Source organism: Flexivirga lutea, from assembly GCF_054778955.1.
In genome coordinates, this window is sequence record NZ_BAAGZB010000002.1 from 993,768 (window position 1) to 1,018,671 (window position 24,904).

General features: G+C 69.9%; 27 protein-coding genes. 22 read left to right on the top strand and 5 right to left on the bottom strand.

The genetic code is table 11. From position 1 onward, the window contains the following. Positions 1–114: 114 nt before the first annotated feature. Positions 115–582 (bottom strand): hypothetical protein, encoded by a 468-nt coding sequence (locus ACYVBN_RS11135; protein ID WP_460600567.1) that lies wholly within the window; start codon positions 580–582, stop codon positions 115–117. On the opposite strand from ACYVBN_RS11135, the gene ACYVBN_RS11140 reads away from it, so the two are divergent. Further along, positions 575–1,084: a hypothetical protein gene (locus ACYVBN_RS11140; RefSeq protein WP_460600568.1), complete on the top strand. Its 510-nt coding sequence runs from the start codon at positions 575–577 to the stop codon at positions 1,082–1,084. The two genes, ACYVBN_RS11135 and ACYVBN_RS11140, sit on opposite strands and share 8 nt — an antisense overlap. Positions 1,085–1,219: 135 nt before the next feature. Here ACYVBN_RS11140 and ACYVBN_RS11145 read toward each other — a convergent pair whose 3' ends face one another. Continuing rightward, positions 1,220–2,212 (bottom strand): aldo-keto reductase family protein, encoded by a 993-nt coding sequence (locus ACYVBN_RS11145; protein WP_460600569.1) that lies wholly within the window; start codon positions 2,210–2,212, stop codon positions 1,220–1,222. A gap of 103 nt (positions 2,213–2,315) precedes the next feature. Between ACYVBN_RS11145 and ACYVBN_RS11150 the strand changes: the two genes are divergently transcribed. The 5 genes from ACYVBN_RS11150 to ACYVBN_RS11170 are packed head-to-tail and all read left to right on the top strand — an operon-like array spanning position 2,316 to position 6,842. Then, positions 2,316–3,179 (top strand): helix-turn-helix transcriptional regulator, encoded by an 864-nt coding sequence (locus tag ACYVBN_RS11150; RefSeq protein ID WP_460600570.1) that lies wholly within the window; start codon positions 2,316–2,318, stop codon positions 3,177–3,179. Further along, complete coding sequence (locus ACYVBN_RS11155; protein ID WP_460600571.1) at positions 3,176–4,351, top strand: acyl-CoA dehydrogenase family protein; 1,176 nt, start codon at positions 3,176–3,178, stop codon at positions 4,349–4,351. Before ACYVBN_RS11150 ends, ACYVBN_RS11155 begins: the two co-directional genes overlap by 4 nt. A 44-nt stretch (positions 4,352–4,395) precedes the next feature. Beyond that, positions 4,396–5,109, top strand: a complete 714-nt coding sequence (locus ACYVBN_RS11160) for a YcnI family copper-binding membrane protein (protein WP_460600572.1) — start codon at positions 4,396–4,398, stop codon at positions 5,107–5,109. Then, the gene (locus ACYVBN_RS11165; protein ID WP_460600573.1) at positions 5,106–5,762 is read left to right on the top strand and encodes a copper resistance CopC family protein; all 657 of its coding nucleotides are present in this window, start codon (positions 5,106–5,108) and stop codon (positions 5,760–5,762) included. The genes ACYVBN_RS11160 and ACYVBN_RS11165 overlap by 4 nt, the downstream gene beginning before the upstream one ends. A gap of 39 nt (positions 5,763–5,801) precedes the next feature. Beyond that, on the top strand, positions 5,802–6,842 hold the full coding sequence (locus tag ACYVBN_RS11170) for an MDR/zinc-dependent alcohol dehydrogenase-like family protein (protein WP_460600574.1): 1,041 nt from the start codon (positions 5,802–5,804) through the stop codon (positions 6,840–6,842). A 36-nt stretch (positions 6,843–6,878) separates the two neighbouring features. On the opposite strand, the gene ACYVBN_RS11175 is transcribed toward ACYVBN_RS11170, so the two are convergent. Further along, a complete protein-coding gene (locus ACYVBN_RS11175) occupies positions 6,879–7,931 on the bottom strand; it encodes an NAD(P)-dependent alcohol dehydrogenase (protein WP_460600575.1) in 1,053 nt (350 codons plus the stop codon). A gap of 186 nt (positions 7,932–8,117) precedes the next feature. Between ACYVBN_RS11175 and ACYVBN_RS11180 the strand changes: the two genes are divergently transcribed. After that, positions 8,118–9,323, top strand: coding sequence for an NAD(P)/FAD-dependent oxidoreductase (locus ACYVBN_RS11180; RefSeq protein ID WP_460600576.1), 1,206 nt, complete (start codon positions 8,118–8,120; stop codon positions 9,321–9,323). 1 nt (position 9,324) lies between these two features. On the opposite strand, the gene ACYVBN_RS11185 is transcribed toward ACYVBN_RS11180, so the two are convergent. Continuing rightward, the gene (locus ACYVBN_RS11185) at positions 9,325–9,948 is read right to left on the bottom strand and encodes a TetR/AcrR family transcriptional regulator (protein ID WP_460600577.1); all 624 of its coding nucleotides are present in this window, start codon (positions 9,946–9,948) and stop codon (positions 9,325–9,327) included. 134 nt (positions 9,949–10,082) lie between these two features. Here ACYVBN_RS11185 and ACYVBN_RS11190 point away from each other — a divergent pair, with 134 nt between their 5' ends. From ACYVBN_RS11190 to ACYVBN_RS11210, 5 genes are all read left to right on the top strand, one after another. Then, entirely contained in the window at positions 10,083–10,637 is a 555-nt protein-coding gene (locus ACYVBN_RS11190) for a PadR family transcriptional regulator (RefSeq protein WP_460600578.1), read from the top strand. A gap of 37 nt (positions 10,638–10,674) precedes the next feature. Beyond that, on the top strand, positions 10,675–11,601 hold the full coding sequence (locus ACYVBN_RS11195; RefSeq protein WP_460600579.1) for an extracellular solute-binding protein: 927 nt from the start codon (positions 10,675–10,677) through the stop codon (positions 11,599–11,601). Next, positions 11,598–13,421, top strand: a complete 1,824-nt coding sequence (locus ACYVBN_RS11200) for an ABC transporter ATP-binding protein/permease (RefSeq protein WP_460600580.1) — start codon at positions 11,598–11,600, stop codon at positions 13,419–13,421. The genes ACYVBN_RS11195 and ACYVBN_RS11200 overlap by 4 nt, the downstream gene beginning before the upstream one ends. Positions 13,422–13,446: 25 nt before the next feature. After that, a complete protein-coding gene (locus ACYVBN_RS11205; RefSeq protein WP_460600581.1) occupies positions 13,447–14,268 on the top strand; it encodes an RNA methyltransferase in 822 nt (273 codons plus the stop codon). A 159-nt stretch (positions 14,269–14,427) separates the two neighbouring features. Further along, positions 14,428–15,510, top strand: a complete 1,083-nt coding sequence (locus ACYVBN_RS11210) for a DmpA family aminopeptidase (RefSeq protein WP_460600582.1) — start codon at positions 14,428–14,430, stop codon at positions 15,508–15,510. A 1-nt stretch (position 15,511) separates the two neighbouring features. Here ACYVBN_RS11210 and ACYVBN_RS11215 read toward each other — a convergent pair whose 3' ends face one another. Continuing rightward, a complete protein-coding gene (locus tag ACYVBN_RS11215; RefSeq protein WP_440281997.1) occupies positions 15,512–16,090 on the bottom strand; it encodes an NADPH-dependent FMN reductase in 579 nt (192 codons plus the stop codon). 181 nt (positions 16,091–16,271) lie between these two features. Between ACYVBN_RS11215 and ACYVBN_RS11220 the strand changes: the two genes are divergently transcribed. From ACYVBN_RS11220 to ACYVBN_RS11265, 10 genes are all read left to right on the top strand, one after another. Beyond that, positions 16,272–17,648 (top strand): toxic anion resistance protein, encoded by a 1,377-nt coding sequence (locus ACYVBN_RS11220; protein WP_460600583.1) that lies wholly within the window; start codon positions 16,272–16,274, stop codon positions 17,646–17,648. Between the two features lie 10 nt (positions 17,649–17,658). After that, positions 17,659–18,183, top strand: a complete 525-nt coding sequence (locus tag ACYVBN_RS11225; RefSeq protein WP_460600584.1) for a hypothetical protein — start codon at positions 17,659–17,661, stop codon at positions 18,181–18,183. Positions 18,184–18,345: 162 nt separating this feature from the next. Continuing rightward, positions 18,346–18,900, top strand: a complete 555-nt coding sequence (locus ACYVBN_RS11230; protein WP_440281994.1) for a TerD family protein — start codon at positions 18,346–18,348, stop codon at positions 18,898–18,900. Continuing rightward, the gene (locus ACYVBN_RS11235; RefSeq protein ID WP_460600585.1) at positions 18,897–19,835 is read left to right on the top strand and encodes a hypothetical protein; all 939 of its coding nucleotides are present in this window, start codon (positions 18,897–18,899) and stop codon (positions 19,833–19,835) included. Before ACYVBN_RS11230 ends, ACYVBN_RS11235 begins: the two co-directional genes overlap by 4 nt. A 43-nt stretch (positions 19,836–19,878) precedes the next feature. Further along, positions 19,879–20,466 (top strand): TerD family protein, encoded by a 588-nt coding sequence (locus ACYVBN_RS11240; RefSeq protein WP_440281992.1) that lies wholly within the window; start codon positions 19,879–19,881, stop codon positions 20,464–20,466. A 220-nt stretch (positions 20,467–20,686) separates the two neighbouring features. Beyond that, the gene (locus tag ACYVBN_RS11245; protein ID WP_440281991.1) at positions 20,687–21,823 is read left to right on the top strand and encodes a DUF475 domain-containing protein; all 1,137 of its coding nucleotides are present in this window, start codon (positions 20,687–20,689) and stop codon (positions 21,821–21,823) included. After that, on the top strand, positions 21,820–22,410 hold the full coding sequence (locus ACYVBN_RS11250; protein WP_460600586.1) for a TerD family protein: 591 nt from the start codon (positions 21,820–21,822) through the stop codon (positions 22,408–22,410). The genes ACYVBN_RS11245 and ACYVBN_RS11250 overlap by 4 nt, the downstream gene beginning before the upstream one ends. 19 nt (positions 22,411–22,429) lie before the next feature. Continuing rightward, complete coding sequence (locus tag ACYVBN_RS11255; RefSeq protein ID WP_440281989.1) at positions 22,430–23,095, top strand: HAD family hydrolase; 666 nt, start codon at positions 22,430–22,432, stop codon at positions 23,093–23,095. Beyond that, positions 23,092–23,961: a phosphoribosyltransferase family protein gene (locus ACYVBN_RS11260; RefSeq protein ID WP_460600587.1), complete on the top strand. Its 870-nt coding sequence runs from the start codon at positions 23,092–23,094 to the stop codon at positions 23,959–23,961. The genes ACYVBN_RS11255 and ACYVBN_RS11260 overlap by 4 nt, the downstream gene beginning before the upstream one ends. Further along, positions 23,954–24,838 (top strand): phosphoribosyltransferase family protein, encoded by an 885-nt coding sequence (locus tag ACYVBN_RS11265; protein ID WP_460600588.1) that lies wholly within the window; start codon positions 23,954–23,956, stop codon positions 24,836–24,838. Before ACYVBN_RS11260 ends, ACYVBN_RS11265 begins: the two co-directional genes overlap by 8 nt. Positions 24,839–24,904: the final 66 nt, after the last annotated feature.

Consider the following 24,904-nt stretch of genomic DNA (forward strand, 5'->3'; position numbering starts at 1 on the left):
TGCACCAACGCACCGGGCGCCATACCGGCGGGCGAGCCGGTGCCGGGCCCTGGCCGGTCGGGCCAGCAGCACCCGCGGCGTACCGCTCGCTGACGCCGGGCGGCCCGTATGCCGTCAGCCGGTGACGCCCAGTCGGGTGGTGACCGGCGACGGGGTCGGCGGCTCGGTCATCGCCGGGCCGCCGGGCATGGTCCGGGTGACCGTCACGGTGGCGGTCACGGTCTTGGTCTCGACCGGGTATTCGGTGGCCGCGCCGGTGGGGTCGGAGTCGATCGGGTCCGGTGTCGGCGTCATGGAGCCGCAGACCTTCGCGATCTTGAGGAAGTCCTGCTGGTCGAAGATGTCGACCTCGCCGATGGCTTGGGCCGTCTGACCATCCGCGCTGATGCCGCCGCCGACCACGATCGCGTCGGGGAAGTAGTTGCTCGGGCCGGTCAGCACGACGCTGCCCGTGGCGCCGGCCGCCAGGTGGACCGGGCCGGCGTGCGGGTAGTCGTTCAGGTCCTCGCTGTCGTTGGCGAAGTTGATCGCCACGGCCAGGTAGTCCAGGGGCCCCGCGTCCGCCGGGTTGGTGATGGTCACCCGGGTCGACCAGCGGCTGGCCGTGACGTCGTCCTGGGTGCACGGCCCCGGCGTGGCGCTGATGTCGACGATCTGCGGATCCGAGCCCTGGTTGCCCTCGCCCCCGTCCGTGCTGGATGAACTGCTGCTCGACGAAATGCTCGACGAGGTGCTCGACGGGGTGGTGCTCGGGGACGTGGCGGTCGACGTCGGCGCCGGCGAGATGACGGTCGACGTCGGATCGGATCCGCTGTCGTCGCTGGAGCCGGACGAGGCATCCGCCGCGCCGCTCGCTCCGTCCCGGGACGCGTCGGCATGGCTCAACCACGCGGGCGCGGACTCCGCGGCATACCAGCGCGGACCACCGGAGTGGGACGCAGCGGCGGGTGCGGCGGTCGAGCCGGCCGCGCCCAGCACGGCGACCGCCGCGATGGTGGCACCGACGGAGCCGGCGACGGCGAGCTGTTGCACACGGGACAATGCGGAGATGACTGACGGACCCCCGGAGAGACAAGACGGCTGACCCGCGCGGGACGCGCGCGGAGTCTGTGACGGCGAGTGAAACCTAGCCGGCCGGGGCCGGCCGGGTCCGCCTTTTCCGATGACTGCCCGGTGCGGCCGTCGTCCTGGAGCGCCCGGCGCGTCCCACCGGCCCAGATCAGCGTTCGCTGTCCAGGTGGGACATCAGCGCCTCCGGATAGCGGCTCCCGGCAACGGCACCCGCCGGTATGGCGCGGTCGATCTCGGCCAGATCCGGTGCACTCAACGAGGCGGCGACCGCCTCCAGGGCGGCCGGCACGCGCGACACCCGTTTCATCCCGACCAGCGGCACGACGTCGTCGCCCTGCGCGCCGACCCAGGCGATCGCGAGCTGGGCGACCGTGAGCCCGTGTCGGTCGGCGATGGGCCGGAGGCGACCGATCAGGCCGAGATTGTGCTCGAGGTTCTCACCCCGGAAGCGCGGCCACGCCGCATGCTGCTCGTCCCCGACGTGCTCCGCCCCCGACGTCCCGATGAGGCCGCGCGACAGTACGCCGTACGCCGTGATGCCGATGCCCAGCTCCCGGCAGGTGTCGAGGATGTCCCGCTCGATGCCACGGCTGAGCACCGAGTACTCGATCTGCAGGTCGCTGATCGGGTGCACCGCCGCTGCGCGTCGGATCGTCTGCGAGCCGACCTCGGACAGGCCGATGTGCCGGACGTATCCGCGCTGCACCTGGTCGGCGATCGCGCCGATCGTCTCCTCGATCGGCACGTCCGGGTCGAGCCGGCCCGGCCGGTAGATGTCCAGGTGATCGACCCCGAGCCGGGTCAGTGAGTAACCGAGCGAATTGGCGACAGCTGCCGGCCGTCCGTCGAAACCGGTGAATCCACCGGCCGGTTCGCGCATCGCGCCGAACTTCACGCTCAGCACGAAGGAGTCGCGCTCGCGATCCCGCAGGGCGCGCCCGAGCACCATCTCGTTGTGCCCGAAGCCGTAGAAGTCGCCGGTGTCGATGAGCGTCACCCCGGCATCGAGGGCGGCGTGCACCGTGCGGATGCTCTCGCTGTTGTCGGCGGCGCCATACGCGCCCGACATCCCCATGGCGCCGAGGCCGACGGCGCTCACGGTGGGACCGGTCTTTCCGAGTGTCTTGATCACGGGTGTCATGCCCTCCAGCGTGGGTCACGTCCGGCGACTCCGCGAGGCACGGACGCTCCGTGGGACCGGCAGTCCCTGGTTGATCCGAGCGGCGTGCGGCATCGTGGACGGCATGGATCGTGTTGCTCTTGCCGACCTGCTGCGCAGCCGCCGGGAGCGGCTGGATCCGGCGGAGGTCGGGCTACCCGCCGGTCGCCGGCGTCGCACGCCGGGGCTGCGGCGCGACGAGGTCGCCGCACTCGCCTCGATCTCCATCGACTACTACGAGCGTCTGGAGCAGCGCCGCGGACCGCATCCGTCGCCGGGTGTGCTGAGCGCCCTGGCTCGTGCGTTGCGGATGACGCAGGACGAGCGCGATCACCTCTTCCACCTCGCCGGTCAGACGCCTCCCGCCCGGCAACGCACCGGCGCTCATGTCAGCCCGGGCGTCCTCTACCTGCTGGACCGACTCGACGACACACCGGCCTTTGTCGTGGACGACCTGGCACGTGTCGTGGTCCAGAACCGGATGTCGAAGCTGATCTCCGGTGACCAGCAGCACCTCACCGGCCGCGAGCGCAGCCATGTCTGGCGCTGGTTCACCGACGAGACGTCGCGGGCGCGCGTGCCGCGGGAGGACTGGGAGTCGCACTCGCGGGTCCACGTCGCCGACCTGCGGGCGACCGTCGGACGTCGCGGGGACGACCCGGAAGTGGCCGCACTGCTGGCCGATCTGTTGGCGACGAGTTCGCAGTTCGCGCAGCTGTGGGCCGACCACGAGGTCGCCGTCCGACGCTCCGACGAGAAGCGCATGATCCATCCCGAGGTGGGCCTGCTGGACCTGCTGTGCGAGCACCTGACCAGCGGGGTCGACGGTTCCACCCTGGTGCTGCTGCACCCACGGCCCGGCTCGGACTGTCGCGAGAAGCTCGATCTGCTCGCGGTGCTGGGCACCCAGGAGCTCGGCTCCGGCAGGGCGCATAATCAGGTCACATGACGCAGACACCGCTGGAACTCTTCTCCACCGACCAGCTCATCGGTGACGACGACCGGGAGTTGCGTGACGCGGTGCGGTCGTTCGCGACCGACAAGATCAAGCCGCACCTGGCCGAATGGTACGAGGCGGGCGACCTGCCGGCTCGCGAACTCGCCCGCCAGCTGGGCGAACTCGGGGTGCTGGGTATGCACCTGGAGGGCTACGGCTGCGCCGGCACCTCGGCGACGGCATACGGACTGGCGTGCATGGAGCTGGAGGCGGCCGACTCCGGCGTCCGCTCCTTGGTGTCGGTGCAGGGTTCGCTGGCGATGTTCGCGATCCACCACTGGGGCAGCGAGGAGCACAAGCAGGAGTGGCTGCCGCGGATGGCCACCGGTGAGGCGATCGGCTGCTTCGGGCTGACCGAGCCGGACTTCGGGTCGAACCCGGCCGGGATGCGCACCCGCGCCCGCCGCGACGGCGACGACTGGGTGCTCACTGGCAACAAGCTGTGGATCACCAACGGCTCCATCGCCGACGTTGCGGTCGTCTGGGCCCAGACGGGCGAAACCTCCCGTGACATCAGGGGATTCGTGGTGCCGACCGACACGCCTGGGTTCTCGGCGCCGAAGGTCAAGCACAAGCTGTCGCTGCGTGCGTCCGTCACCAGCGAGCTGGTGCTGGACGACGTCCGGCTGCCGGGCAGCGCGGCGTTCTCGGAGGTGCGGGGCCTGCGCGGGCCGCTCACCTGCCTCGACGAAGCCCGCTACGGCATCGTCTTCGGTGCGCTCGGCGCCGCCCGTGACTGCCTCGAGGCCACCATCGCGTATGCCGCGGACCGGCAGATCTACGACAGGTCGTTGTCGTCATACCAGCTCACCCAGGCGAAGCTGGCGGACATGTCCCTGGAGCTCGGCAAGGGCATGCTGCTCGCGCTGCAGCTCGGCCGGCTGAAGGACGCGGGAACGATCCGGCCCGAACAGGTCTCGCTCGGCAAGCTGAACAACGTGCGCGAGGCCATCGGCATCGCGCGCGAATGCCGCACCATCCTGGGCGCCGCCGGCATCACTCTGGAGTTCCCGGTGATGCGGCACGCCAACAACCTGGAATCGGTGCTGACCTACGAGGGCACCAGCGAGGTGCACCAGCTGATCATCGGCCAGGCGTTGACCGGCGAATCGGCATTCCGCTGATGCCGGCCAGCAGCCCGTGTTCTACAACTTGTAGAGTCAACGCCGTGACCACGACTCTGCGCTCCGCCAGCCTCCGACGTACCGCTGCCACTCTCGCCACCGCGGGGCTGCTGCTGGCCGTCCCGGTGGCTGCGCAGGCGCACGTCACCGTCAACCCGGACACCGCCGAAGCCGGCTCCTACGCCACCCTCGTCTTCAAGGTGCCCACCGAGAAGGCCGACGCCTCGACCACCCGGATCGAGGTCGACCTGCCGACCGAGCACCCGTTCACCTCGGTCTCCTACCAGCCGGTTTCCGGCTGGACCACCACGATCACCACCTCCAAGCTGGCCCAGCCGGTCAAGACCGAGGACGGCACGATCACCGAGGCGCCGACCAAGATCGTCTGGACCGCGGGCAAGGACGCCGGCATCAAAGCCGGTCAGTTCCAGCAGTTCCCGGTGTCGGTCGGTGTGGTGCCCGACGTGCCGTCGGTGAGTTTCAAGGCCATCCAGACCTATTCGGACGGCTCGGTCGTCAAGTGGGTCGACCCGACGAAGCCGGGCTCGCGGGAGCCGGAGCACCCCGCACCGGTGCTCACGATCGGCGCCGCCGCGAGCCAGGCCTCCCCGTCGAACGCTCCCTCGGTGGCGGCCGCACCGCACCCGGCGGACGATTCCTCCTCCGACAGCGGTGTCTGGTTCGGTGTCGCCGGCCTGGCCGTGGGTGTCGTGGCGCTGCTCGCCGCGCTGTATGCCGTGACGCGGCGATCCCGGTGACGGCCGCCCGGGCCGGTATGACGTGGCGCCGCGGCCTCATCGCCGCGGTCGCGTTCGTGTCGGCGGTCTTCGGCGTCATACCGGCGGCGCAGGCGCACGACTACCTGGTCGGCAGCACGCCGAAGCCGAACAGCACCATCACCACGGCGCCGCAGCAGGTGTCGCTGGAGTTCAACGACATCGTGCTCAGCCGGCCGGCGCCCCCGCAGCTGACCGTCAAGGGGCCGGACGGGCGCTACTACGAGGCCGGCTGTGGCACGGTCACCGACCGGACCGTCGTGGTCCCGGTCGCGCTCGGCGGAGCCGGGAAATACACCGTCACGTGGCGGATCGTGTCGGCGGACGGCCACCCGGTCTCCGACAGCCTGTCCTTCACCTACCGGCCGAAGGCCGGAGCTGCCGCCGCGACGGGCATCGCGTCCCCCAAGGCATGCACCGGCTCCTCCAGCGCCGGGTCCGCTGCGGCGTCCACGGCCGCCGCGGCGCCGAAGGCCGGGTCGAGCGGCGGCGGGACGCCGACCGCAGCCATCGTCGCGATCGTCGTCATTGCGATCGTCGGCGTCGGTGGCGCAGCGCTGATCGTGCTGACCCGCGGCCGCCGGCAGGGCCCGGACGACCAAGAGCCCGACGACGACCTCGACGCCGAGGACTGAGCGGCCCGCCGCAGCGCGCGGCTCGGCATACTCGAGCCCATGCGCGCCGTACTGATGGAGCAGATCGCCGGGCCGCTCACGGTGCGCGAGGCGCCGGAGCCGGTCGCCCCCGACGGCGGCGTGGTGGTGCAGGTGCGCGCGACCGGCCTCTGCCGCAGCGACTGGCACGCCTGGGCCGGCCACGACGACATCGCACTGCCACACGTGCCCGGTCACGAGCTCGCCGGCGTGGTGACCGCAATCGGTGCAGGAGTGCGCAATTGGCGGATCGGCGACCGTGTCACCGTGCCGTTCGTCGAGGGTTGCGGCCACTGCGAGTGGTGTATGGCCGGCAACGCGCAGGTCTGCCCGGACCAGCAGCAACCCGGCTTCACCCACTGGGGCTCGTTCGCGGAGTATGTCGCCCTGCACGCCGCCGACACCAACCTCGTCGCGTTGCCGGACGACGTGTCCTTCGCGGCGGCCGCGAGCCTGGGGTGTCGTTTCGCGACGGCATACCGCGCATTGGTCGGCCGGGCGCGGCTGCAGGCCGGTGAATGGGTGACGGTCGTCGGCGCCGGGGGCGTCGGGCTGTCCGCCGTGCTGATCGCGAAAGCGCTCGGCGCGCAGGTCGTCGCCGTCGACCGCCACGAGGGCGCCCTGGCGAAGGCCACCGCATGCGGCGCGGACCACGTGCTGGTGGCGGGCGGAGGCGACATACCGGCGCAGGTACACCAGGTGACCGGCGGCAGTCACGTCGCGATCGACGCGGTCGGCACCGAACAGGCCTGCGCCGACTCGATCCTCAGCCTGCGCCGGCGCGGCCGGCACGTGCAGGTCGGTTTGCTGCCACCGGTGGAGGGTCATCCGCGAGTGCCGATGGCCCGCGTCATCGCCTGGGAGCTGGACCTGCTCGGCAGCCACGGCATGGCGGCCGCGGACTACCCCGAGATGCTCGCACTGATCGCCTCCGGCGCGCTGGCTCCGCAGGACCTGGTCGAGCGCGTCGTCGGACTCGACCAGGCTGCGCAGCTGCTGCCGGCCATGGAGACCGCCACGCCCGCCGGTATGACGATCATCGACCCTACGTCGGCCGAGTAGGAGCGAGCCGCTCGGCGAGTGACGTATCGAGACCGGTTACGACGGCCTGATGGTGGAGGTGTCGATCACGTAGCGGTAGCGCACGTCGCCGGCGACGACCTTGTCGTAGGCCTCGTCCACCTGGCCGGCGTCGATCCGCTCGATCGTGGCACCGATGCCGTGCTCGGCGCAGAAGTCCAGCATCTCCTGGGTTTCCGGGATGCCGCCGATCATCGAGCCGGCGACGACCTTGTTGCCGCCGATCAGGCTGCCCGGGGTGATTTCGTAGGGCTGGTTGGGCAGACCGACCGAGACGAGCGCGCCGTTCGGCTTCAGCAACCGCAGGTAGTCCTCCATGGGCAGGTCGGCGCTGACCGTGTTGAGGATCAGGTCGAAGCGGCCGGCGTTGTCCTGGAAGACGGCCGGGTCCGAGGTGGCCAGGTGGTCGACCGCCCCGAATTCCGCGGCGTCCGCCGACTTCGCGGTGGTGCGGGACAGCACGACGACCTCCGCGCCCAGAGCGACGGCGATCTTCACGCCCAGATGCCCGAGGCCGCCCATGCCGATGACGCCGACGGTCGCGCCGGGGCGGGCGCCCCACCGCTTCAGCGGCGAATAGGTGGTGATGCCCGCGCACAGCAGCGGCGCCGCGACGTCCAGGTCGATGCCGTCCGGGATGCGGCACACGAAACGCTCGGAGACCACGACCTGCTGGGCGTAGCCGCCCTGGGTGATCTCGCCGTCATACCCCTCGCTGTTGTAGGTGCCGACCGAGCCGGGCTCGCAGAACTGCTCGAAGCCGTTCTTGCACTGCTCGCACTCACCGCACGAGTCGACCAGGCAGCCGACGCCGACGCGCTCGCCGACCTTGTGCCGGGTGACGCCGGAGCCCACTTCGCTGACCACACCGGCGATCTCGTGGCCGGGTGTGAGCGGGAAGTGCGCAGCGCCCCACTCCTCACGGATGGTGTGTATGTCGCTGTGGCAGATGCCTGCCCACTGGATGTCGATGCGGATGTCGTTCTCGCCCAGGTCGCGACGCTCGAGGTTGATCGGCGCGAAGCTTTCTCCGGCCGCAGCGACGGACAGTGCAGGTGTTGTTGTCGGCATGGGACAGACGATAGACCTGCTCAGGTATGCCGCAAAACCGCTGGATTCCATTGTGCGGTAAGAAAATTCACAGCAGATATCGGGAATAGGGCCCCACTGTCCGCGCCCCTGCCCCCGGTGACTGCTGGCGTCATACGATCAGGAGGACCGCGCAGCAATGCGGACGCAAGCGATGCGAGGAGAGTCATGGCAGATCTCGACGGCAAGAACTACGACTACGTGATCGTGGGCGGAGGCGTCGCGGCCGCGGCCGCGGTGGGCGGCATCCGGGAGCTCGACGAGAACGGCTCGGTGCTCGTGCTCGGTGCCGAACCCGACGGTCCGGTCTACCGCCCCGACCTGTCCAAGAAGCTCTGGCTCGACGAGGACGCCACCCTCGAGCAGAGCCGGTTGCTCGACGGGCAACAGGCCGACCTGCAGACCTCCAGCCCGGTGACCGCGATCGACCCCGGCGCGCACACCGTCACGGTGCAGGGCGGCGCCACCGTCACCTACGGCAAGCTGCTGCTCGCCACCGGCTCCAGCCCCCGCACCCTCGACCTGCCCGACACCGACCGGGTCATCTACTACCGCACCGCTGCCGACTACCGGCGGCTGCGCGACCTGGCCGGCAAGGACACCCCGGTCACGACGGTCGGCGGCGGCTACATCGGTGCCGAGATCACCTCGGCCCTCGCCCAGAACGGCGCGAAGGTCACCATGATCTTCGACGATGACCTGGTCCAGCAGCGTCTCTTCCCGACGTCGATCGCCGAGATGATCACCCAGGACTTCACCGACCGCGGCGTCCGGTTGCTCCCCGGTGAGACGGTGGCCGACGGCAAGCTGGCCGACGACAGCGTCGCCATACAGGTCGGCGACGGCAGCTCCGTGGAGGCGGGTGCGGTCGTCGTCGGCATCGGCGTCACCCCCAACGCGCAGCTCGCCGAGGCGGCCGGCATCGGCACCGACAACGGCGTCGTGGTCGACGACCGCCTGCGCACCTCCGCCACCGACGTGTATGCCGCCGGCGACGTGGCCAACTACGACGACCCGCTCCTCGGCCGGCGCCGCGTGGAGCACGTCGACAACGCCGAGGCGATGGGCAAGCAAGCGGGCCGCAACATGGCCGGCGCCGACGAGGCGTACGACTACACGCCGATCTTCTGGTCCGACCTGTTCGACTTCGGCTATGAAGCGGTCGGCCGACTGGACTCCAGGCTGGACACGGTCGAGGACTGGAAGGACGACAAGAGTGCCGCGGTCGTCTACTACCTGGACGAGGGCGTGGTGCAGGGCGTGCTGTTGTGGAACGTGTGGGACTCCACCGACAAGGCGCGCGACGTCATGGCCAGGTCACGCGCCGGCGAGCTGACCCGCGACCAGTTGCCGGGCGCCATCCCGACGAGCTGAGCTATCCGGGCAGCACCCGCAACAGGTCGGTGCGCAGCTGGGTGACGGCCACCGGCAGGTCGTCACCCAGCAGGTCGGCGCGCACGGCGCGCTCGCGCAGTGCGTCGACCTGGATCGCCAGCAGCTCGAAGGGCGGGTCGAACGTCCAGCCCAGCGTCTCGTAACGGCGCCGGATCGCTTGCACGGCAACGTCATGCGCGTGCTCGACCTCGAGGGCGTAGCCGCGCAGCTCGCGCTCGAACTGGCTCTGGTTACGCAGGTCGAAGCGGATGCGGTGCAACCGGCGGTGGGTGCGCAGGCTGTCGCAGATGGCGTCGGCGACGATGCGCGAGACGGCGGGGACATCGCCCGCAGCGGACACGTCGGCCCCGAAGATGTGTGACTCCTGGATGATCCGCACACACTCGGCGACGAGCGCGTCCTTGCTGCGGAAGTAGTAGTGCACCATGCCGTGCGAGAAGCGAGTGCGCCGTGCGATGTTGCGGACCGACACGTGGGAGTAGCCGTATTCGCTCCACGTGTGCAGCGCGGCGACCGCGAGGTCGTGTCGGCGACCTTGGTGCACGTCCTGGACGTCGTCACCGGATCGGGAGGCGGCCTGACCGGCGTGGGCGAGAGGTGTCACCGGGACATCTTTTCATCACATCGGACCGCGTATGTCGTTGCTGCGCCTGGTAATTCGCGAGGCAGGCGAAATACATCGGTAACTTGCCGAGGCCGTGGGGCACACATCTTTGTCGGCATACGTACCCTCGAGACATGCCGAGCAAACCTGCCGCCCGCGCCGGTGACGCGGGCGCGATCAGCACCGCCGGCCTCGGTGTGCTCGGGGTGGTGGCCGAGGCGCCGACCCATGGCTTCGCGGTGGCGGCCGTCTTTGCCGCCGACGGCGCATTGGGCCGGGTATGGCGGGTGCAGCGCGCCGTCGTCTACCGGGAGCTGGGTCGGCTGGCTGATGCCGGCCTGGTGCAGCCGGTCGGCGTGGAGACCGACGGGCCCGGCCCCGACCGGACCATCGTCCAGCTCACCGCCCGCGGTCGCGGCACGCTGGACCGCTGGCTCGATGCGCCGGTGCGGCGGCCGCGGGACGCACGGTCGGAGCTGCTGCTGAAGCTGGCGCTGCTGGATCGCGCGGGCCGCGATGCCGGCACGCTGATCGCCGCGCAACGCACGGTCTTCGCCGCGCGGCTGACGGAGTTGCGGGCGGCGGTGCGGGCCACCGAGTCCGGCAGCTTCGACCACACCCTCGCGCTGTGGCGGCTGAGTTCGACGCAGGCGGTGCTCGATTTCCTCGCCGCACTGTGCGTGGACTAGTCACACTGAGACTAGATCGTTGGTAGGTTCGGTGGGTATGACTGGTCTCCCGCGTCGTGCCCTACTGACCCTCGGACTCGTCGGTGGTGTTTCGGCACTCGCCGCCTGCGGCTCCTCCTCCGGCGGCGGCTCGTCGTCCGGCGGCGGATCCGGATCAGGAGGCGACGGATCCGCAGCCGCGACGGGATCCGGGACGGTCAACGTGCTCTACGCCGGCTCGCTGGTCACGCTGATGGAGCGGCAACTCGGCCCGGCATACGAGAAGGAGACCGGATACACGTTCGCCGGCTTCTCGGCCGGCTCGACGGCGCTCGCGGCCCAGATCGAGGGCAAGGTGCGCAAGGCCGACGTCTTCGTCAGCGCCAGCCCGGACGCGGACGCGGAGCTGATGGGGGCGAAGAACGGCGACTGGGTGAAGTGGTTCATCACCTACGCGACGTCGCCCCTCGTGCTCGGCTACACCAAGAAGAGCAGGTTCGCCGCCAAGATCAAGGCCGGACCCTGGTACGACGTGATCACCCTGCCCGGCTTCCGGATCGGCAGCACCGACCCGAACGCCGATCCCAAGGGCAAGCTCGCGCACAAGGCCCTGCTCGCGGCCGGCAAGGAGCACCCCAAGCTGCTTGACATCGCCTCGAACGAGAAGACGATCTTCCCGGAGGAGGCGCTCGTCGCCGACCTCCAGTCCGGCCAGTTGGACGCGGCGTTCTTCTATTCGAGCGAGGCGAAGATCGCCGGCATACCGATGGTGCAGCTGACCGGCCAGCAGCTTGAGGCGACCTACACTGCGACTGTGGTCAAGGATGCTCCGAACCAAGCCGGCGCGGAGGCGTTCCTCGCCCACCTGCTGGGGCCCAAGGGGCGTGCCGTCCTGCAGAAGGACGGCTTCGAGCTGGTGTCCCCGCCCACCGTGACCGGCTCCGATGTGCCGGCTGCGGTCCGCAAGGTCTTGCCCGGCACGTGAGTCGCCGGCGAAGCGGGCCGCTCCCGTTGCTCGGGGCGTTGCTCGCCCTCTACCTCGCGGTCCCGCTCGTCGCCTTCCTGATCCGGCTCGCGGGCTCGGACAACCGCGGGTTCGGCGAGTCCGGACTGCTGGACGCCGCACGCACCTCCGCCATCAGCGCCACCATCAGCGCGACCATCGTCACCCTGCTCGGCATACCGCTGGCGCACTGGATGGCGCACTCACACGGTCCGCTGCGCCGGGTGGTCGGTGTGCTGGTCCAGTTGCCGCTCGCGCTGCCGCCGGTGATGAGCGGCATCGTGCTGGTCTACGTCGTCGGCCCCTACACGTGGCTGGGCGAACGCTTCGGCGGCCGGCTCACCGAGTCGATCGCCGGCGTGGTGATCGCGCAGACCTTCGTCGCGGCACCGTTCCTGATCATCGCGGCGCGGTCGGCGTTCGAGGCGATCGACCCGCAGCTGGAGGACGTGGCCGCGACCCTGGGTCACCGGCCGCTGTCCCGCTTCGTCCGGGTCGATCTGCGGATCGCCGCCCCCGCCATACGCGCGGGGCTGCTGCTGACCTGGCTGCGCGCGCTCGGTGAGTACGGCGCCACGGTGCTGCTCGCCTACCACCCCTACACGCTGCCGGTCTTCACCTATGTGCAGTTCTCCTCGACCGGCATACCGACCACGCAGGCGCCGACCGCGATCGCACTGGCCGTGGCGGCGATCGTGCTGCTGCTGGCGACGTTTCGGCTGCCGCGGGTCGTCCGGGACAGGATGCGCCGGTTGGCCCCGTCGGTGGCGCCGGCGCGGCCCGTCGCTGCTCCCGTCCAGCCGGTCTCCTTCGACATCGACACCCGGATCGGGGGCTTCCACCTCCAGGTGGCGCACGCGGCGCGCAGTCCGCGTATCGCCGTGCTGGGTGCGTCCGGGGCGGGCAAGTCGATGCTGCTGCGATCGCTCGCCGGACTGCTCGGACCCGGCGTCGGCACCGTCCGGCTGGGCGGGGTGGAGCTCGACGGGACCGCCGTGGAGCAGCGGCGGCTCGGGTACGTGCCGCAGCAGCACGGGCTCTTCCCGGACCGGACCACGTGGCAGCAGGCGACGTTCGGCGTCCGCGCCGACCCGGGCGTGGCCGCGTGGTGGCTCGAACGCCTCCAGCTCGACGGGTTGCAGGACCGGTTGCCGCAGGAACTGTCCGGTGGTCAGCGGCAGCGGGTCGTGCTGGCAGCGGCGCTCGCGGGGTCGCCACGGCTGCTGTTGCTGGACGAGCCGTTCTCGGCGTTGGACTATCCGGTGCGCCAGGAGCTCACGGCGTTGCTGCGATCGCTCCAGCGCCGTGATGCGCTGGCGACCGTGCTGGTGACCCACGACCCGCAGGAGGCGGCCATGCTCGCCGACGAGCTGGTGGTCATCGCGGACGGGCGGGTGGCCCAGGCCGGCACCGTGCGGGAGGTCTTCGACGCGCCGGCGAGTCCGCAGGTCGCCCGGCTGCTCGGGCTGACCAATGTGCGCCGCGGTGTGATGAGCGCCGGCGGAGTGATGGTGACCGGCGGGGTGCGGATCGACACGTGCGCGACGCTGCCACCGGGCACTCCGGTCACCTGGTGCGTGCGGCCCGAGCGCGTGGTGCTCGGCGACACCGGGGACCACCGCGTGTCGATCACCGACGTGGCCGACCTGGGCAGTGAGTTGCGTGTCGAGCTCGAGTGGCCGCAGGGGTTGCAACTGCAGGCGCACCAACTGATCTCGGACGGCGGCGGCCCGGCCGTCGGCGACACGGCATGGGTGCGTCTCGACCGCGGATCGGTCAGCGTCTGGCCGTCGCCCGACTGACGCGTAGGTCGTGCATGATGGGCAAGTGGTGCAACGGGTCCTGAGCCGCAACGCGACCTTCCAGCAGTGGCAGGCGCTGCTGACCAACCGCACCAAGCGGCACCGGGCAGGTGAGTTCGTGGTGCAGGGCGTGCGGCCGATCACCCTTGCGCTGGAGCACAAGTGGGATTTCTCCACGGTGCTGCGACCGGTGGGCGCTCGCCCGAGCCGGTGGGCGGACGATGTATGGCGCACGGCGCCGGGCACGCGCTACGAGCTGCCGCCGGAGTTGCTGGCCGAGCTCGCGGAACGCGATGCCGAGGAGCCGCCGGAGCTGATCGCGATCGTCCGCATGCCGGCGGACGAGCTGGACCGGTTGCTGCTGCCGGGGCGGACTCCGTTGATCGTGGTCTTCGACCGACCGTCCGGCCCGGGCAACATCGGCACGCTGATCCGCTCGGTGGATGCCTTCGGCGGCACCGGCCTGGTCGTCGCCGGACACGCTGCCGATCCGTATGATCCGCGCGCCGTTCGTGCCTCGACCGGATCCCTGTTCGCGGTGCCGACGGTGCGTGTTCCCTCCGCGGACGAGGTGCTCCGCTGGATCGATGGACAACGCCGCACCGGCCTGTCGCTCACCGTTTTCGGCACCGACGAGGGCGGTGAGACGGAGCTGCGGCGCATTGACCTCGCGGCGCCGTCGGTGATCGTGATCGGCAACGAAACCCGCGGCATGAGCCGTGCCTGGCGGGAAGCGAGTGATCAGCTCATCAGCATCCCGATGGTGGGTTCGGCCAGCTCGCTCAACGCCGCGACCGCGGGATCGATCGTCCTGCACGAAGCGCTGCGCCAGCGGCTCCTCGGCTGACCCGGGCACGATCCGTCGCGATCATCGGCGCGCTGCTGATGCATGGACGCCGAGTCGCACAGCAAACGGCGAGTGGCACAGTTGCAGCTGTGCGCCTCGGCGGCAACTGTGCGAGTCGGGCTCGGCGCCGTCCCATTTGACCGGACTGGAGGAAGCACAGTGAGAGCACGCGACTACGTCGACTTCGACGGAACACCCGGTGGGTGGAACGCCATCACCGACGTGCCCGGCGTCGAGGTCGGATACACGACGCTCGTCGAGGGAGACGGCGCGCTGGTGCCGGGTGAGGGCCCGGTGCGCACCGGGGTGACGGCGATCCTGCCGCTGGGGCGGGAGCGGGTGGGCACGTCGGTCGCCGCGGGGATGTTCTCCTTCAACGGCAACGGCGAGCTGACCGGCAGCCACTGGATCGAGGAGACCGGCTCGCTCGCGCTGCCCGTCGCGATCACCAATACGCACGCCGTCGGGCCGGTGCATCGCGGGGTGCTGGAGTGGTCGCTCGCGCGGAATCCGCGACTGCAGGAGGGCTGGCATCTCCCGGTGGTCGGCGAGACGTTCGACGGCTACCTCAACGACATCAACGGCCGGCACGTGCGGGAGGAGACGGCGATCGCCGCGCTCGACGCGGCCGCATCGGGCCCGCTCGCCGAGGGCAGTGTCGGCGGCGGCACCGGGATGAACTGTTACGGCTTCAAGGCCGGCACCGGTACCTCGTCCCGGCGGGTCACCGTCGGCGCCCAGTCGTATGTCGTCGGGGTCCTCACCCAGGCCAACTTCGGCGCACGGCACCAGTTGACGATCCGCGGCCGGCAGCTCGGACCCCAGCTGCTGGACGACAACCCGATGCAGGATGCCGCACGCAGCGCGCCACCCGGCTCCGGGTCGTGCATCACCGTGGTGGCCACCGACGCGCCGCTGCTGCCGCTGCAGTGCAAGGCGCTGGCCCGGCGTGTGTCGCTCGGCCTGGCGCGCACCGGCACGACGGGCAGCCACTTCTCCGGCGATGTCTTCCTCGCCTTCTCCACCGCCAACGCCGGCGCGCTGGACAGTGGCATCGGTGACCCGCCGGACGGCATACAGCGGTTGGACTTCGTGCCGTGGCCGGCCGTCAACCCGCTGTATGACGCCGTCGTGCAGGCCACCGAGGAAGCCGTGGTCAACGCGCTGGTCGCCGCTGACACGATGATCGGCCGCGACGGTCACCGCAGCCCGGGCTTTCCGAACGACGTGCTGCGGGGATGAGTCAGGGCCGGACGAGCCCGCCGCGCAACGCCCGCATCGCCGCCGACCAGCGCAGCAGCGAGTCGAGCATGGCGTCCAGATTGCCGAGCTGGTAGTCGCGCGGCGCGAGCTGCACGAAGTCCACCATGTCGTCGTAGATAGACAAGGAAACCTGCGCGCGCACCGTGGCGATCTGCACCTCGCCGAGCGTGGACTTCAGCTGTTCGCCGGCGCGCAGCCCGCCGCTGGAGCCGTAGCAGATCATCCCGGCCGCCTTGTCGTTCCATTCGACATACAGGTAGTCGATCGCGTTCTTGAGCGCAGCGGACACCCCGCGGTTGTATTCCGGTGCGACGAAGACGAAGCCGTCGTAGGAGTCGATCAGGCGCGACCACCGCTTGGTGTGTTCGTGCCGGTAGCGGTGGGCGGCTGCGGGCTCGGGCTCGTCGAGCAGCGGCAGGCCGACGTGCGCCAGGTCGATCAGGTCGTACGCCGCATCCCCGCGGCCCTTCGCGTGCTCGAACGCCCACTCGGCGATGGTGGGTCCGACCCGGTCGGGGCGGGTGCTGCCGATGACGAAGGCGATGCGCAAGGAGGTCACGTCCGGAATCGTCCCACGGCGTCGTTCGTTGGACGGGCCGTGGAACGCGTCCGCGCCGCGCATGGTCGTATGACGTGATGCGCCGGGCGCGGGGCTGTGACGCCGACGCGCCGGCGCACATAAGGTAAGAGGAACACTCGGGGGTCCGCGGAACGCCCGCGGCAGCTAGGAGGCTCGCAACATGTCCAACCTCGATCTGAGCGGTGGGCTCGGTGACCAGTTCCAGCAGAACAACGGAGGCCAACAGCCGGCGCAGCCGCAGCAGCCTGCCGGACAGCAGCCCCCGGCGCGCGCGCAGACCGCACCGGCACCCGCGCCCAACCTGCCGCCGGCCGCCGCACCGACCTCGACCGGCCTGGTGCTGGAGGCCCCGACACCGGTCCCGGTGATCCAGGACCAGCAGGCCGTCCAGGCCGTGCCGGTCGCGCCCGAGGCGCAGACCGAGTTGCAGCAGAAGGCGCAGGCGTTCGTCACCGAGCTGACCGCGATGGACATGAAGGCGCCGGGCTTCACCGAGAAGGTCAACTCCATCGTCACCATGGGCGACAACGAGATCCGCCGGTCCTCCGACGTGTCCAACCGCATGCTGCAGCGGCCGGCCGCGCAGGCCGGCAAGGACTCCGCACAGTCCAAGGTCGGCGGCACGCTGGTCGATCTGCGCCGCACCATCACCGATCTGGACCCCAACCGGGCCGACCTCAAGGGGCCCAAGAAGATCCTGAAGTGGCTGCCCGGCGGCAACAAGATCGAGAACTACTTCATGAAGTACCAGTCGGCGCAGAGCCACCTGGACGCGATCATCCGCTCGCTGTCGGCCGGCCAGGACGAGCTGCGCAAGGACAACGCCTCGATCGAGGTGGAGCGCAACAACATGTGGCAGGCCATGCAGAAGCTGGGCGAATACAACCAGCTGGCAACGGCGCTCGACTCCGCTGTCGAGAGCAAGATCGGCGAGCTGCAGGCCGCCGGCCGCAGCGAGGATGCCGACATCATGAAGTCCGACGTGCTCTTCGCGGTCCGCCAGCGGCGGCAGGACATCATGACCCAGATGGCCGTCTCGGTGCAGGGCTACCTCGCGCTGGACCTGGTCCGCAAGAACAACCAGGAGCTCATCCGTGGTGTCGACCGCGCCCAGACCACCACGGTCGCCGCGCTGCGCACCGCCGTGATCGTCAGCCAGGCGCTCGCGCAGCAGAAGATCGTCCTGGACCAGATCACCGCCCTCAACAGCACGACCTCCAACCTCATCGAGCAGACCTCGCAGCAGTTGCGCACCCAGGGCGCCGAGATCAACCAGCAGGCGGCCAGCAGCACGATCGAGATCGACAAGCTGCAGGCGGCGTTCGACAACGTGTTCGCCACCATGGACGCGATCGACAAGTTCCGCTCCGACGCGACGCAGTCGATGTCGCAGACCATCGGCGCCCTGGAGGGTCAGGTGCAGCGCGCCAAGCCCTACCTCGAGCGGTCGATGCGCTCGCAGGGCATCGGCGCCACGACGGCTGCGACATTCCAGCCGACCGGTGGCAACCAGCAGCTGCCCGGCGGTCAACAGTAGGCTCCGAGCCGTGGGATTGCTGTCACGCCTGTTCGACCCGGACGGTGCGTCCGGACGACTGCGTGCGCAGACACAGGCTCGCTTCGACGCGGTCAGCGAGGCCGTCACCGACCCGTCCGGCGACTCGGTGGACGCACTGTTGCGCAAGACCCAGTCGCTGGTCCTGGAGATCAACAGCAGCGCCGGCGATCTGCCCACCATCGGTGTGGTGCTCGCCCGGGCGGTCACCGACACGGTGCGTGAAGTGCTGACCTCCGGTGAGGCCGACCGGCTCGACATCGGGGTGCGGGTGGCGATCAACGGCACGTTGACCGACTACCTGCCCGGCTCGATCCGGGCGTACGTCGGGGCGGTGCGCGCTGCCGAGCCGGACGCGGAAGCGCGCGCCACGGAGGCACTGGTGGAGCAGCTGACCACCCTGCGGCACAGTGTCGAGCAGCTGGCCGAGGCGAGCCGGATGCGGGACATGCAGGCGTTGCAGGTCCACGGCCGCTTCCTGCAGGACAAGTTCGGCGAGTCCGACCTGGACCTGTGAGACTGGGTGACGACTGTCGTGACCTTTTCGCCGCTGTGCCGGCGCATCGGCGAGTAAGTGACGACAGTCGCGAGCAAGGCCCCGGGTTCGGCCGAAACCGGCGAGTACGTGACGACAGTAGTGGGAAATGCAGGCGTGGAAGGGGTGGAGGCCGTGAGTCCGATGGCCAAGGGAGCCAACATCGCGCTGCAACGGGAGCTGCCCGATCTGACCGGCGTGGTGTTCGGGGTGGACTGGGAGACCGGCGGCGAGCGGGTGCTCGACGACAACCTCACCCTGCTCACCCTGCTGGTCGGCGACAACGGTATGGCGCTCTCGCCCGAGCACGTCGTCCACTTCAATCAACTGGTGTCGGCTGACCTGTCGACCGCCCAACTGCAACAGGCTCTCGGCAGCGACGACGAACAGGTCGAGGTCGAACTCACCGGCGTGCCGGACGAAGTGGCCAAGGTCGTCTTCGTGCTCTACCTGTCCGAGGGCAGCGGCAGCAGTCGCAGTCTCGGCCAGCTGAAGCATCTGGTCGTCCGGCTGCTCAACCTCGACGGCGGCGCGTCGATCACCTCCTCGGTGGACCTGGCCGACGGCCTGTCCGCCGAGACCGCGCTCAAGCTCGCCGAGCTCTACCGGCACGGCGGCCAGTGGAAGCTGCGGATCCTCGGCATGGGGTACTCCTCCGGGCTGGCCGGTGTCGCGAAGGAATACGGCGTTCCGTTATGACGCAACGCACCGATCTGCCCTTCCTGCGCGCTCGCAGCCTGCGGTCCACTGCGCCCGCGGGTCTCGATACGGCCTCCGCTGGCGCTCCGGCCTACTCGACCAGCGCGGGCGGCGGTACGTCGCTCGATCTCGATCAGCCCGCGGGTCTCGATACGGCCTCCGCTGGCGCTCCGGCCTACTCGACCAGCGCGGGCGGCGGTACGTCGCTCGATCTCGATCAGCCCGCGGGTCTCGATACGCTCTCCGCTGGCGCTCCGGCCTACTCGACCAGCGCGGGTGGCGGTACGTCGCTCGATCTTGGTCTCGACACCGGCTCGGCCGGCGCTCCGGCCACCTCGACCGGCGGTAGCCGGCACGTCCGGCCGCCGCGGCACGACCTGGGACTGCCCGGCATACGCGCCGACGAACGCCGCCTGATGACCGAGCAGGAGCCGGTGCTCGAGCTGACTCGCATGCAGTCGGCGGCCGGCGCACTGGAGGCGAGGGCCGCGGTGCCCAACCCCTCCGAGGTGGTGCTCGGCCTCGTCTTCGAGACCGGCGACGACCGTCAGTCCCTGGTGCTGCCGGGCCTGTCCCAGCAAGGACCTGACCCGCGCCGGCCGATCTTCCGGGCCACCTCCAGCGGCGTCGCGGTCAACCTGCGACGCGTCACCGAGGTGCACCGGCTGCTCCTCTTCGCGGTGCCCACCCGGCCGTCCAAGCAGATGCCCGGCGGCACCGTCACCGTCACCACCTACGGCGGCTCGCGTCTCGAGGCACCGCTGGTCGCCGGGCCCACGCTGGGCGCCCAGGCGCTGATGACGGCGTATGTCGTGGAGGGCCGTCTCGTCATACGCGCCGAACACGATCCCTACTCCGGCACGCTGCAGCAGGTGTGCGCGGCATACGGTTACCGGGAGCTCTCCTGGCGCGACCCCTACACCCCGCTCGTCTGACGAGCCGACAACCGGACAGTCACCACACGAAAGGAATCTCACGATGGCAGTGAGTCTCAGCAAGGGCGGCAACATCTCGTTGGAGAAGGCCGCGCCCGGAATGGTCAACGCCGTGGTCGGCCTCGGCTGGGACCCGCGGACCACCGACGGTGCGCCCTTCGACCTGGACGCCTCGGTGCTGTTGCTGGCCGACACCGGCAAGGTGCGCGGTGACGCCGACTTCGTCTTCTACAACAACCTGACCGGTGACAACGGCGCCGTACAGCACCAGGGCGACAACCGGACCGGCGAGGGCGAGGGCGACGACGAGCAGATCATCGTCTCGCTCAACCAGGTGTCCGCGGACGTGCAACGCATCGTCGTGGTCGCCTCCATCGACCAGGCCGACGCCCGCGGCCAGAACTTCGGTCAGGTCGCCGACGCCTACATCCGGGTGTATGACGCCGACGACCCGCACAACACCGACAAGGGCGTGCGTTTCGACCTGGGTGAGGACGCCTCGACCGAGACCGCGCTGATCTTCGGTGAGCTCTACCGGCACGGCGGCGAGTGGAAGTTCCGCGCCATCGCGCAGGGCTTCGCCGGCGGCCTGGCCAGCGTCATCACCCAGTTCGGCCTGCAGGTCGGCTGATCCCCACGAAGTTCTCCCCCGCTCCGCTCCTCCGATACTTCGCGGGGGCCCCGATCGGGGAGCAGTGGATTCCATGGCGGGTCGCGGCCGGGAACCCTCGGCCGCGGCCCGCCGTTGGCCCTGGCGGAGCCACCTCCACGATGGCGGCGAAACCGGACACCGGTGTCGGTCGTCATACTGACCACCGTTCCCGTCACCGTCACCTCGAGAAGAGCACCTGTTGCAAGCCCTGAAGCATTTCCGGATCGACTTCGTCATCACGGCGGCCGTCCTGGTGGTCGCCTTCCTCTACGACAACTGGACCGGCGTCGGTCTGACCGCGATCCTGATCGTGGTCGAGATCGTCTTCTCGTTCGACAACGCGGCGGTCAACGCCAAATACCTCGACCGGCTCAACCATTTCTGGCAGAACATCTTCCTGACCGTCGGCGTCATCGTCGCGGTGTTCGGCATGCGGCTGGTCTTCCCGTTCGTCATCGTCTGCCTCTCCGGCTCGATCAGCCCGTGGCGGGCGCTGCAACTGGCGCTGGAGAAGGGCGACCCGCACACGCCGGGCACCTACGGCTACATCCTCACCGAGGCGCACCCCGCCATCGCGGCGTTCGGTGGCATGTTCCTGCTGCTGCTCTTCCTGGACTTCATGTTCGACGAGGACCGTGAGATCAGCTGGCTGACCTGGATCGAACGCCCGCTGCAGAAGCTCGGCAAGCTCGACGTGCTCTCGGTGGTCATCGCCGGCATCTTCCTGCTGGTCGCCAGCGAGACGCTGGTGCACGAGACCCACGTCCACTCCGCGGTGCAGATGCGCTCGATCGTGCTCTTCTCCGGCCTGCTGGGGATCATCGGCTACCTGGCCGTCAACGGCCTCTCCACGATGATGGAGGAGCGCGAGGAGACCAAGGACCACGAGTTCGAGGAGGCCGACGCGCGCTCCTCGACCGGGCAGAAGGTGCTCCTCGCCGGCAAGGCGGCCTTCTCGATGTTCCTGTTCCTCGAGGTGCTGGACGCGACCTTCTCCTTCGACGGCGTCATCGGCGCCTTCGCCATCACCCCCGACCCGATCATCATCATGATGGGCCTCGGTGTCGGCGCCATGTACGTCCGGTCGATGACCATCTTCCTGGTCCGCAACGGCACCCTCGCCGAATACCGCTTCCTGGAGAACGGCGCGCACTGGGCGATCGGCGCGCTCGCGGTGATGCTGGTCATCAGCATCCGCTACGACCTGGGCGAGTTCGTGATCGGCGGTGTCGGCATCGCCTTCATCCTCGCCGCCTGGGCCAGCTCGGTCCTGGCCAACAAACGCGACGCAGCGGCCGAGGGGGCCGACGCAGAGATCGAAGGAGCGAAGTTGTGAGCATTTCCCTTTCCAAGGGCCAGACCGTCGACCTGCGCAAGCAGGACGGCGGCAACCTCAGCCGGGTCCGCATGGGGCTGGGCTGGGACGTCAAGGTCGTCACCAAGAAGACCCTCTTCGGCGGCAGCAAGCAGGTCCAGCGCGACATCGACCTGGATGCCTCGGCGCTGGTCGTCGGCGGCGGTCGGGTGCTGGACACCGTCTACTTCGGCAAGCTGCGGTCCAGCGACGGCGCCATCCAGCACACCGGCGACAACCTGACCGGTGAGGGCGAGGGCGACGACGAGTCGATCGTGGTCGACCTGGGTGCGGTGCACGGCTCGGTCGAGCACATCGTCTTCGTCGTCAACTCCTACAGCGGCGAGAACTTCGCCGAGATCGACAACGCCTTCGTGCGTGTCGTCGACTCGATGGCGAACGACACCGAGCTGGCCCGTTTCCAGCTCACCGGCTCCGGCACGCACACCGCGCTGGTGATGGCGCGGGTGTCCCGCACGCCGGCCGGCTGGAACTTCACCGCCATCGGCGCGCCCGGCAACGGCCGCACCGCGCGCGACCTCGAGCCGCTGGCGCTCAGCGTGCTCTGACACCACGCGAGGGGGAGGCATGCGATCAGCGCGACCGGGCGGTGTCAGTCTCGACATCTGGGGCACGCTGCTCGGCAGCGACCCGGCGTTCAAGCCGGCGCGCAACGCGATGCTGCGGGACGCGGTCGCACCGGAGGTGCCGATCGACGTCTTCGACGCGGCGATGCGGCAGGCCGACCGGGACGTCGACGACCGCTGCGTGCGGGATGGCGTCGACACCGGGTTCGGCGGCCGCATCGAGGCGACGCTGCTCGCACTCGGCCGGCCCACCGGCGCTGTCGCTGCCCGGGTCCCCGAGCTGTATGCCGCGCAGGAGACCCTCGCCCTGGCCCATCCGCCGCGGCCGTTGCACGTGGAACTTCCGGCGGCGGTGTCGGCGCTGCCGCTCCCGGTGGTGCTGACCAGCAACACCGGCATGCTGCCGGGTGAGCTGATGCGAAAGCTGTTGGCGGTGGCCGGTTTCGGCGCAGTGCCGGGTGTCTTCTCCAACGAACTCGGCGTCGCAAAGCCGCACCCGCGGATGTTCGAGGCGGCGTGCGACGTGCTCGGTGTGCCGGCCGCGCAGGTGCTGCACATCGGGGACAACCCGGCCGCTGACGTCGCCGGTGCCGAGGCCGCGGGTATGACGACAGCGCTCGTGCGGCCCGACGGCGTCTCGACCCTGGCCGTGCTGGAGGCGCTGTGATCACCGCCCCCCTCGTCGACGTGGCGGCGCACCCGCTGACCGGGACCGCAGCGCATCCGATCGACATGAACACCGGGATGTTCTTCGACACCGCGGCGTACTCGCTGATGAAGCACGGTGATGTGCCGTCGATCCGCGGCTTCGGCACCGAGCTCGCGAACGCACTCGTCGAGGACGTGCCGTGGTTGCTGGCCACCGGTCGGCCGATCGTGCTGCCGGTCGCCTATCTCGAGGCCAAGCCGGCCTGCTTCTACCTCGCCTCCGTGGTGTGCGACGTCCTCAACGAGGCGCGCGGTCAACGCACGCCCGCGCGTGTCCTCCACGTGCACAAGGACTCGGTGACCCACATCGACTATGCGGCGTCGTCCGCGCAGGATCGGCGAAAAGAACTGGCATCCATCGGTTTCCGGCTGGTCGAGCCTGTCCGCGACGCAATCGCGATTGTGGTCGACGATGTCCGGGTGACCGGCCTCGCTGAGCAGGTGATGATGGATCTGTTGCAGGACAACGGCATTGGCCAGATCGTCACGGCATACGTGGCCACCTGTGACGAGCGACTGGCGGCGGACCCGCGCGTCGAGGCAGCGCTCAATCACGCGCAGGTTCGCTCGATCCACGACATGCTGCCGTCGGTGCGGCGCGGCGACTTCGTGCCGACCATCCGCTTCCTCAAGCGGCTGCTCGCCGATCCCGACGCGGCGGATTTCCTGGCCGCCTGCCCGACCGAGCTGGTGCAGCAGTTCCGCGCCGACGCCGAGGCGACCGGCGCCGACTTCCTGGCCGGCTATCCCGCGGGAACCGCCGCGCTGTGCGCCGAGTCCGAGCGGCGGATGCAAGCGACACCGGAAGGGGTTCGCCATGGCTGACGTCTCGGGTCTCGATACGGGCTCGGCTAGCGCCTCGCCCTACTCGACCAGCGAGAAGCGAATTTGCCTGGCACAGCTACGGTCCGAGCGCGGGCTGCCGGACGCAGCACTGGTCGACGCACGCGGCTACTCCCGGTTCAAGCACGGCGACGCGGCAGCCGGTCGCCGGTTCGCGGTAGCCCTCGCGGCACTGGCCGCGCAACGCCTGGGTGACCGGCCGGTGCTGGTCACCACCTCGGCCTTCGACCGGGTGCCGCCGGCGGCATACAGCCTGTTGCTGCCGTTCGTGCAGCAGCTGCGGCTGCTGCGCCCCGACCTGCAGATCGGCACCTTCCGCATCACCCGGCGGGGCGTGAGCAACGGTGATTACTCCCAGATGACCGCGGCCGACCGGCGCACCGCGATCGGGGCCGGCGACCTGAGCCCGGAGCGTGACGTCACCGGCGCGCTGGTGCTCGCACTGGACGACATCCGGGTCACCGGCAACCACGAACGCGCCATGGATCGCTGCCTCCTCGAAGCCGGCGTCGGCGACGTCCGTCACCTGTATGTCGTCGACGCGGCACGGTTTGCCGACTGCCCGCAGATCGAGTCGGTGCTCAACGAAGCGGCCGTCGTCGGCGCAGGTGACCTGCTGGACATCGCCGACGGGCGCCGTTTCGTGCCCAACGCACGGCTGTGCCGGCGGGTGCTGGCCCTGCCGGAGCCGGAGTTGCGTGTCTTCGTGGACCGTGCCGAACCCGCGCTGCTCGGCTGGCTCGGTGCGGCCGTCGCACACGACGGACTGGCGCAGGTCCCGGCATACCAGGACCGGGTGCGCGTATGGGATGCCGTGACCGCGGCGGCCGGCGCACGCTCCGGTTCGGGCGTCGGCTGAACCGAGAGGCGCCGCCGGGCGGCATACACCCACGGCGCGAACGTGCAGGTCACGACTTGGTATCGA

What these genes read in the sequence shown, in the direction of transcription:
- ACYVBN_RS11240 (WP_440281992.1), top strand. Translation starts at nt 19,879, where the DNA reads ATGGCAGTGAGTCTCAGCAAGGGCGGCAACATCTCGTTGGAGAAGGCC.
- ACYVBN_RS11190 (WP_460600578.1), top strand. Translation starts at nt 10,083, where the DNA reads ATGCCGAGCAAACCTGCCGCCCGCGCCGGTGACGCGGGCGCGATCAGC.
- ACYVBN_RS11220 (WP_460600583.1), top strand. Translation starts at nt 16,272, where the DNA reads ATGTCCAACCTCGATCTGAGCGGTGGGCTCGGTGACCAGTTCCAGCAG.
- ACYVBN_RS11145 (WP_460600569.1), bottom strand. Translation starts at nt 2,212, where the DNA reads ATGACACCCGTGATCAAGACACTCGGAAAGACCGGTCCCACCGTGAGC.
- ACYVBN_RS11195 (WP_460600579.1), top strand. Translation starts at nt 10,675, where the DNA reads ATGACTGGTCTCCCGCGTCGTGCCCTACTGACCCTCGGACTCGTCGGT.
- ACYVBN_RS11180 (WP_460600576.1), top strand. Translation starts at nt 8,118, where the DNA reads ATGGCAGATCTCGACGGCAAGAACTACGACTACGTGATCGTGGGCGGA.
- ACYVBN_RS11265 (WP_460600588.1), top strand. Translation starts at nt 23,954, where the DNA reads ATGGCTGACGTCTCGGGTCTCGATACGGGCTCGGCTAGCGCCTCGCCC.
- ACYVBN_RS11150 (WP_460600570.1), top strand. Translation starts at nt 2,316, where the DNA reads ATGGATCGTGTTGCTCTTGCCGACCTGCTGCGCAGCCGCCGGGAGCGG.
- ACYVBN_RS11140 (WP_460600568.1), top strand. Translation starts at nt 575, where the DNA reads ATGGTCACCCGGGTCGACCAGCGGCTGGCCGTGACGTCGTCCTGGGTG.
- ACYVBN_RS11155 (WP_460600571.1), top strand. Translation starts at nt 3,176, where the DNA reads ATGACGCAGACACCGCTGGAACTCTTCTCCACCGACCAGCTCATCGGT.
- ACYVBN_RS11255 (WP_440281989.1), top strand. Translation starts at nt 22,430, where the DNA reads ATGCGATCAGCGCGACCGGGCGGTGTCAGTCTCGACATCTGGGGCACG.
- ACYVBN_RS11235 (WP_460600585.1), top strand. Translation starts at nt 18,897, where the DNA reads ATGACGCAACGCACCGATCTGCCCTTCCTGCGCGCTCGCAGCCTGCGG.
- ACYVBN_RS11230 (WP_440281994.1), top strand. Translation starts at nt 18,346, where the DNA reads ATGGCCAAGGGAGCCAACATCGCGCTGCAACGGGAGCTGCCCGATCTG.
- ACYVBN_RS11175 (WP_460600575.1), bottom strand. Translation starts at nt 7,931, where the DNA reads ATGCCGACAACAACACCTGCACTGTCCGTCGCTGCGGCCGGAGAAAGC.
- ACYVBN_RS11170 (WP_460600574.1), top strand. Translation starts at nt 5,802, where the DNA reads ATGCGCGCCGTACTGATGGAGCAGATCGCCGGGCCGCTCACGGTGCGC.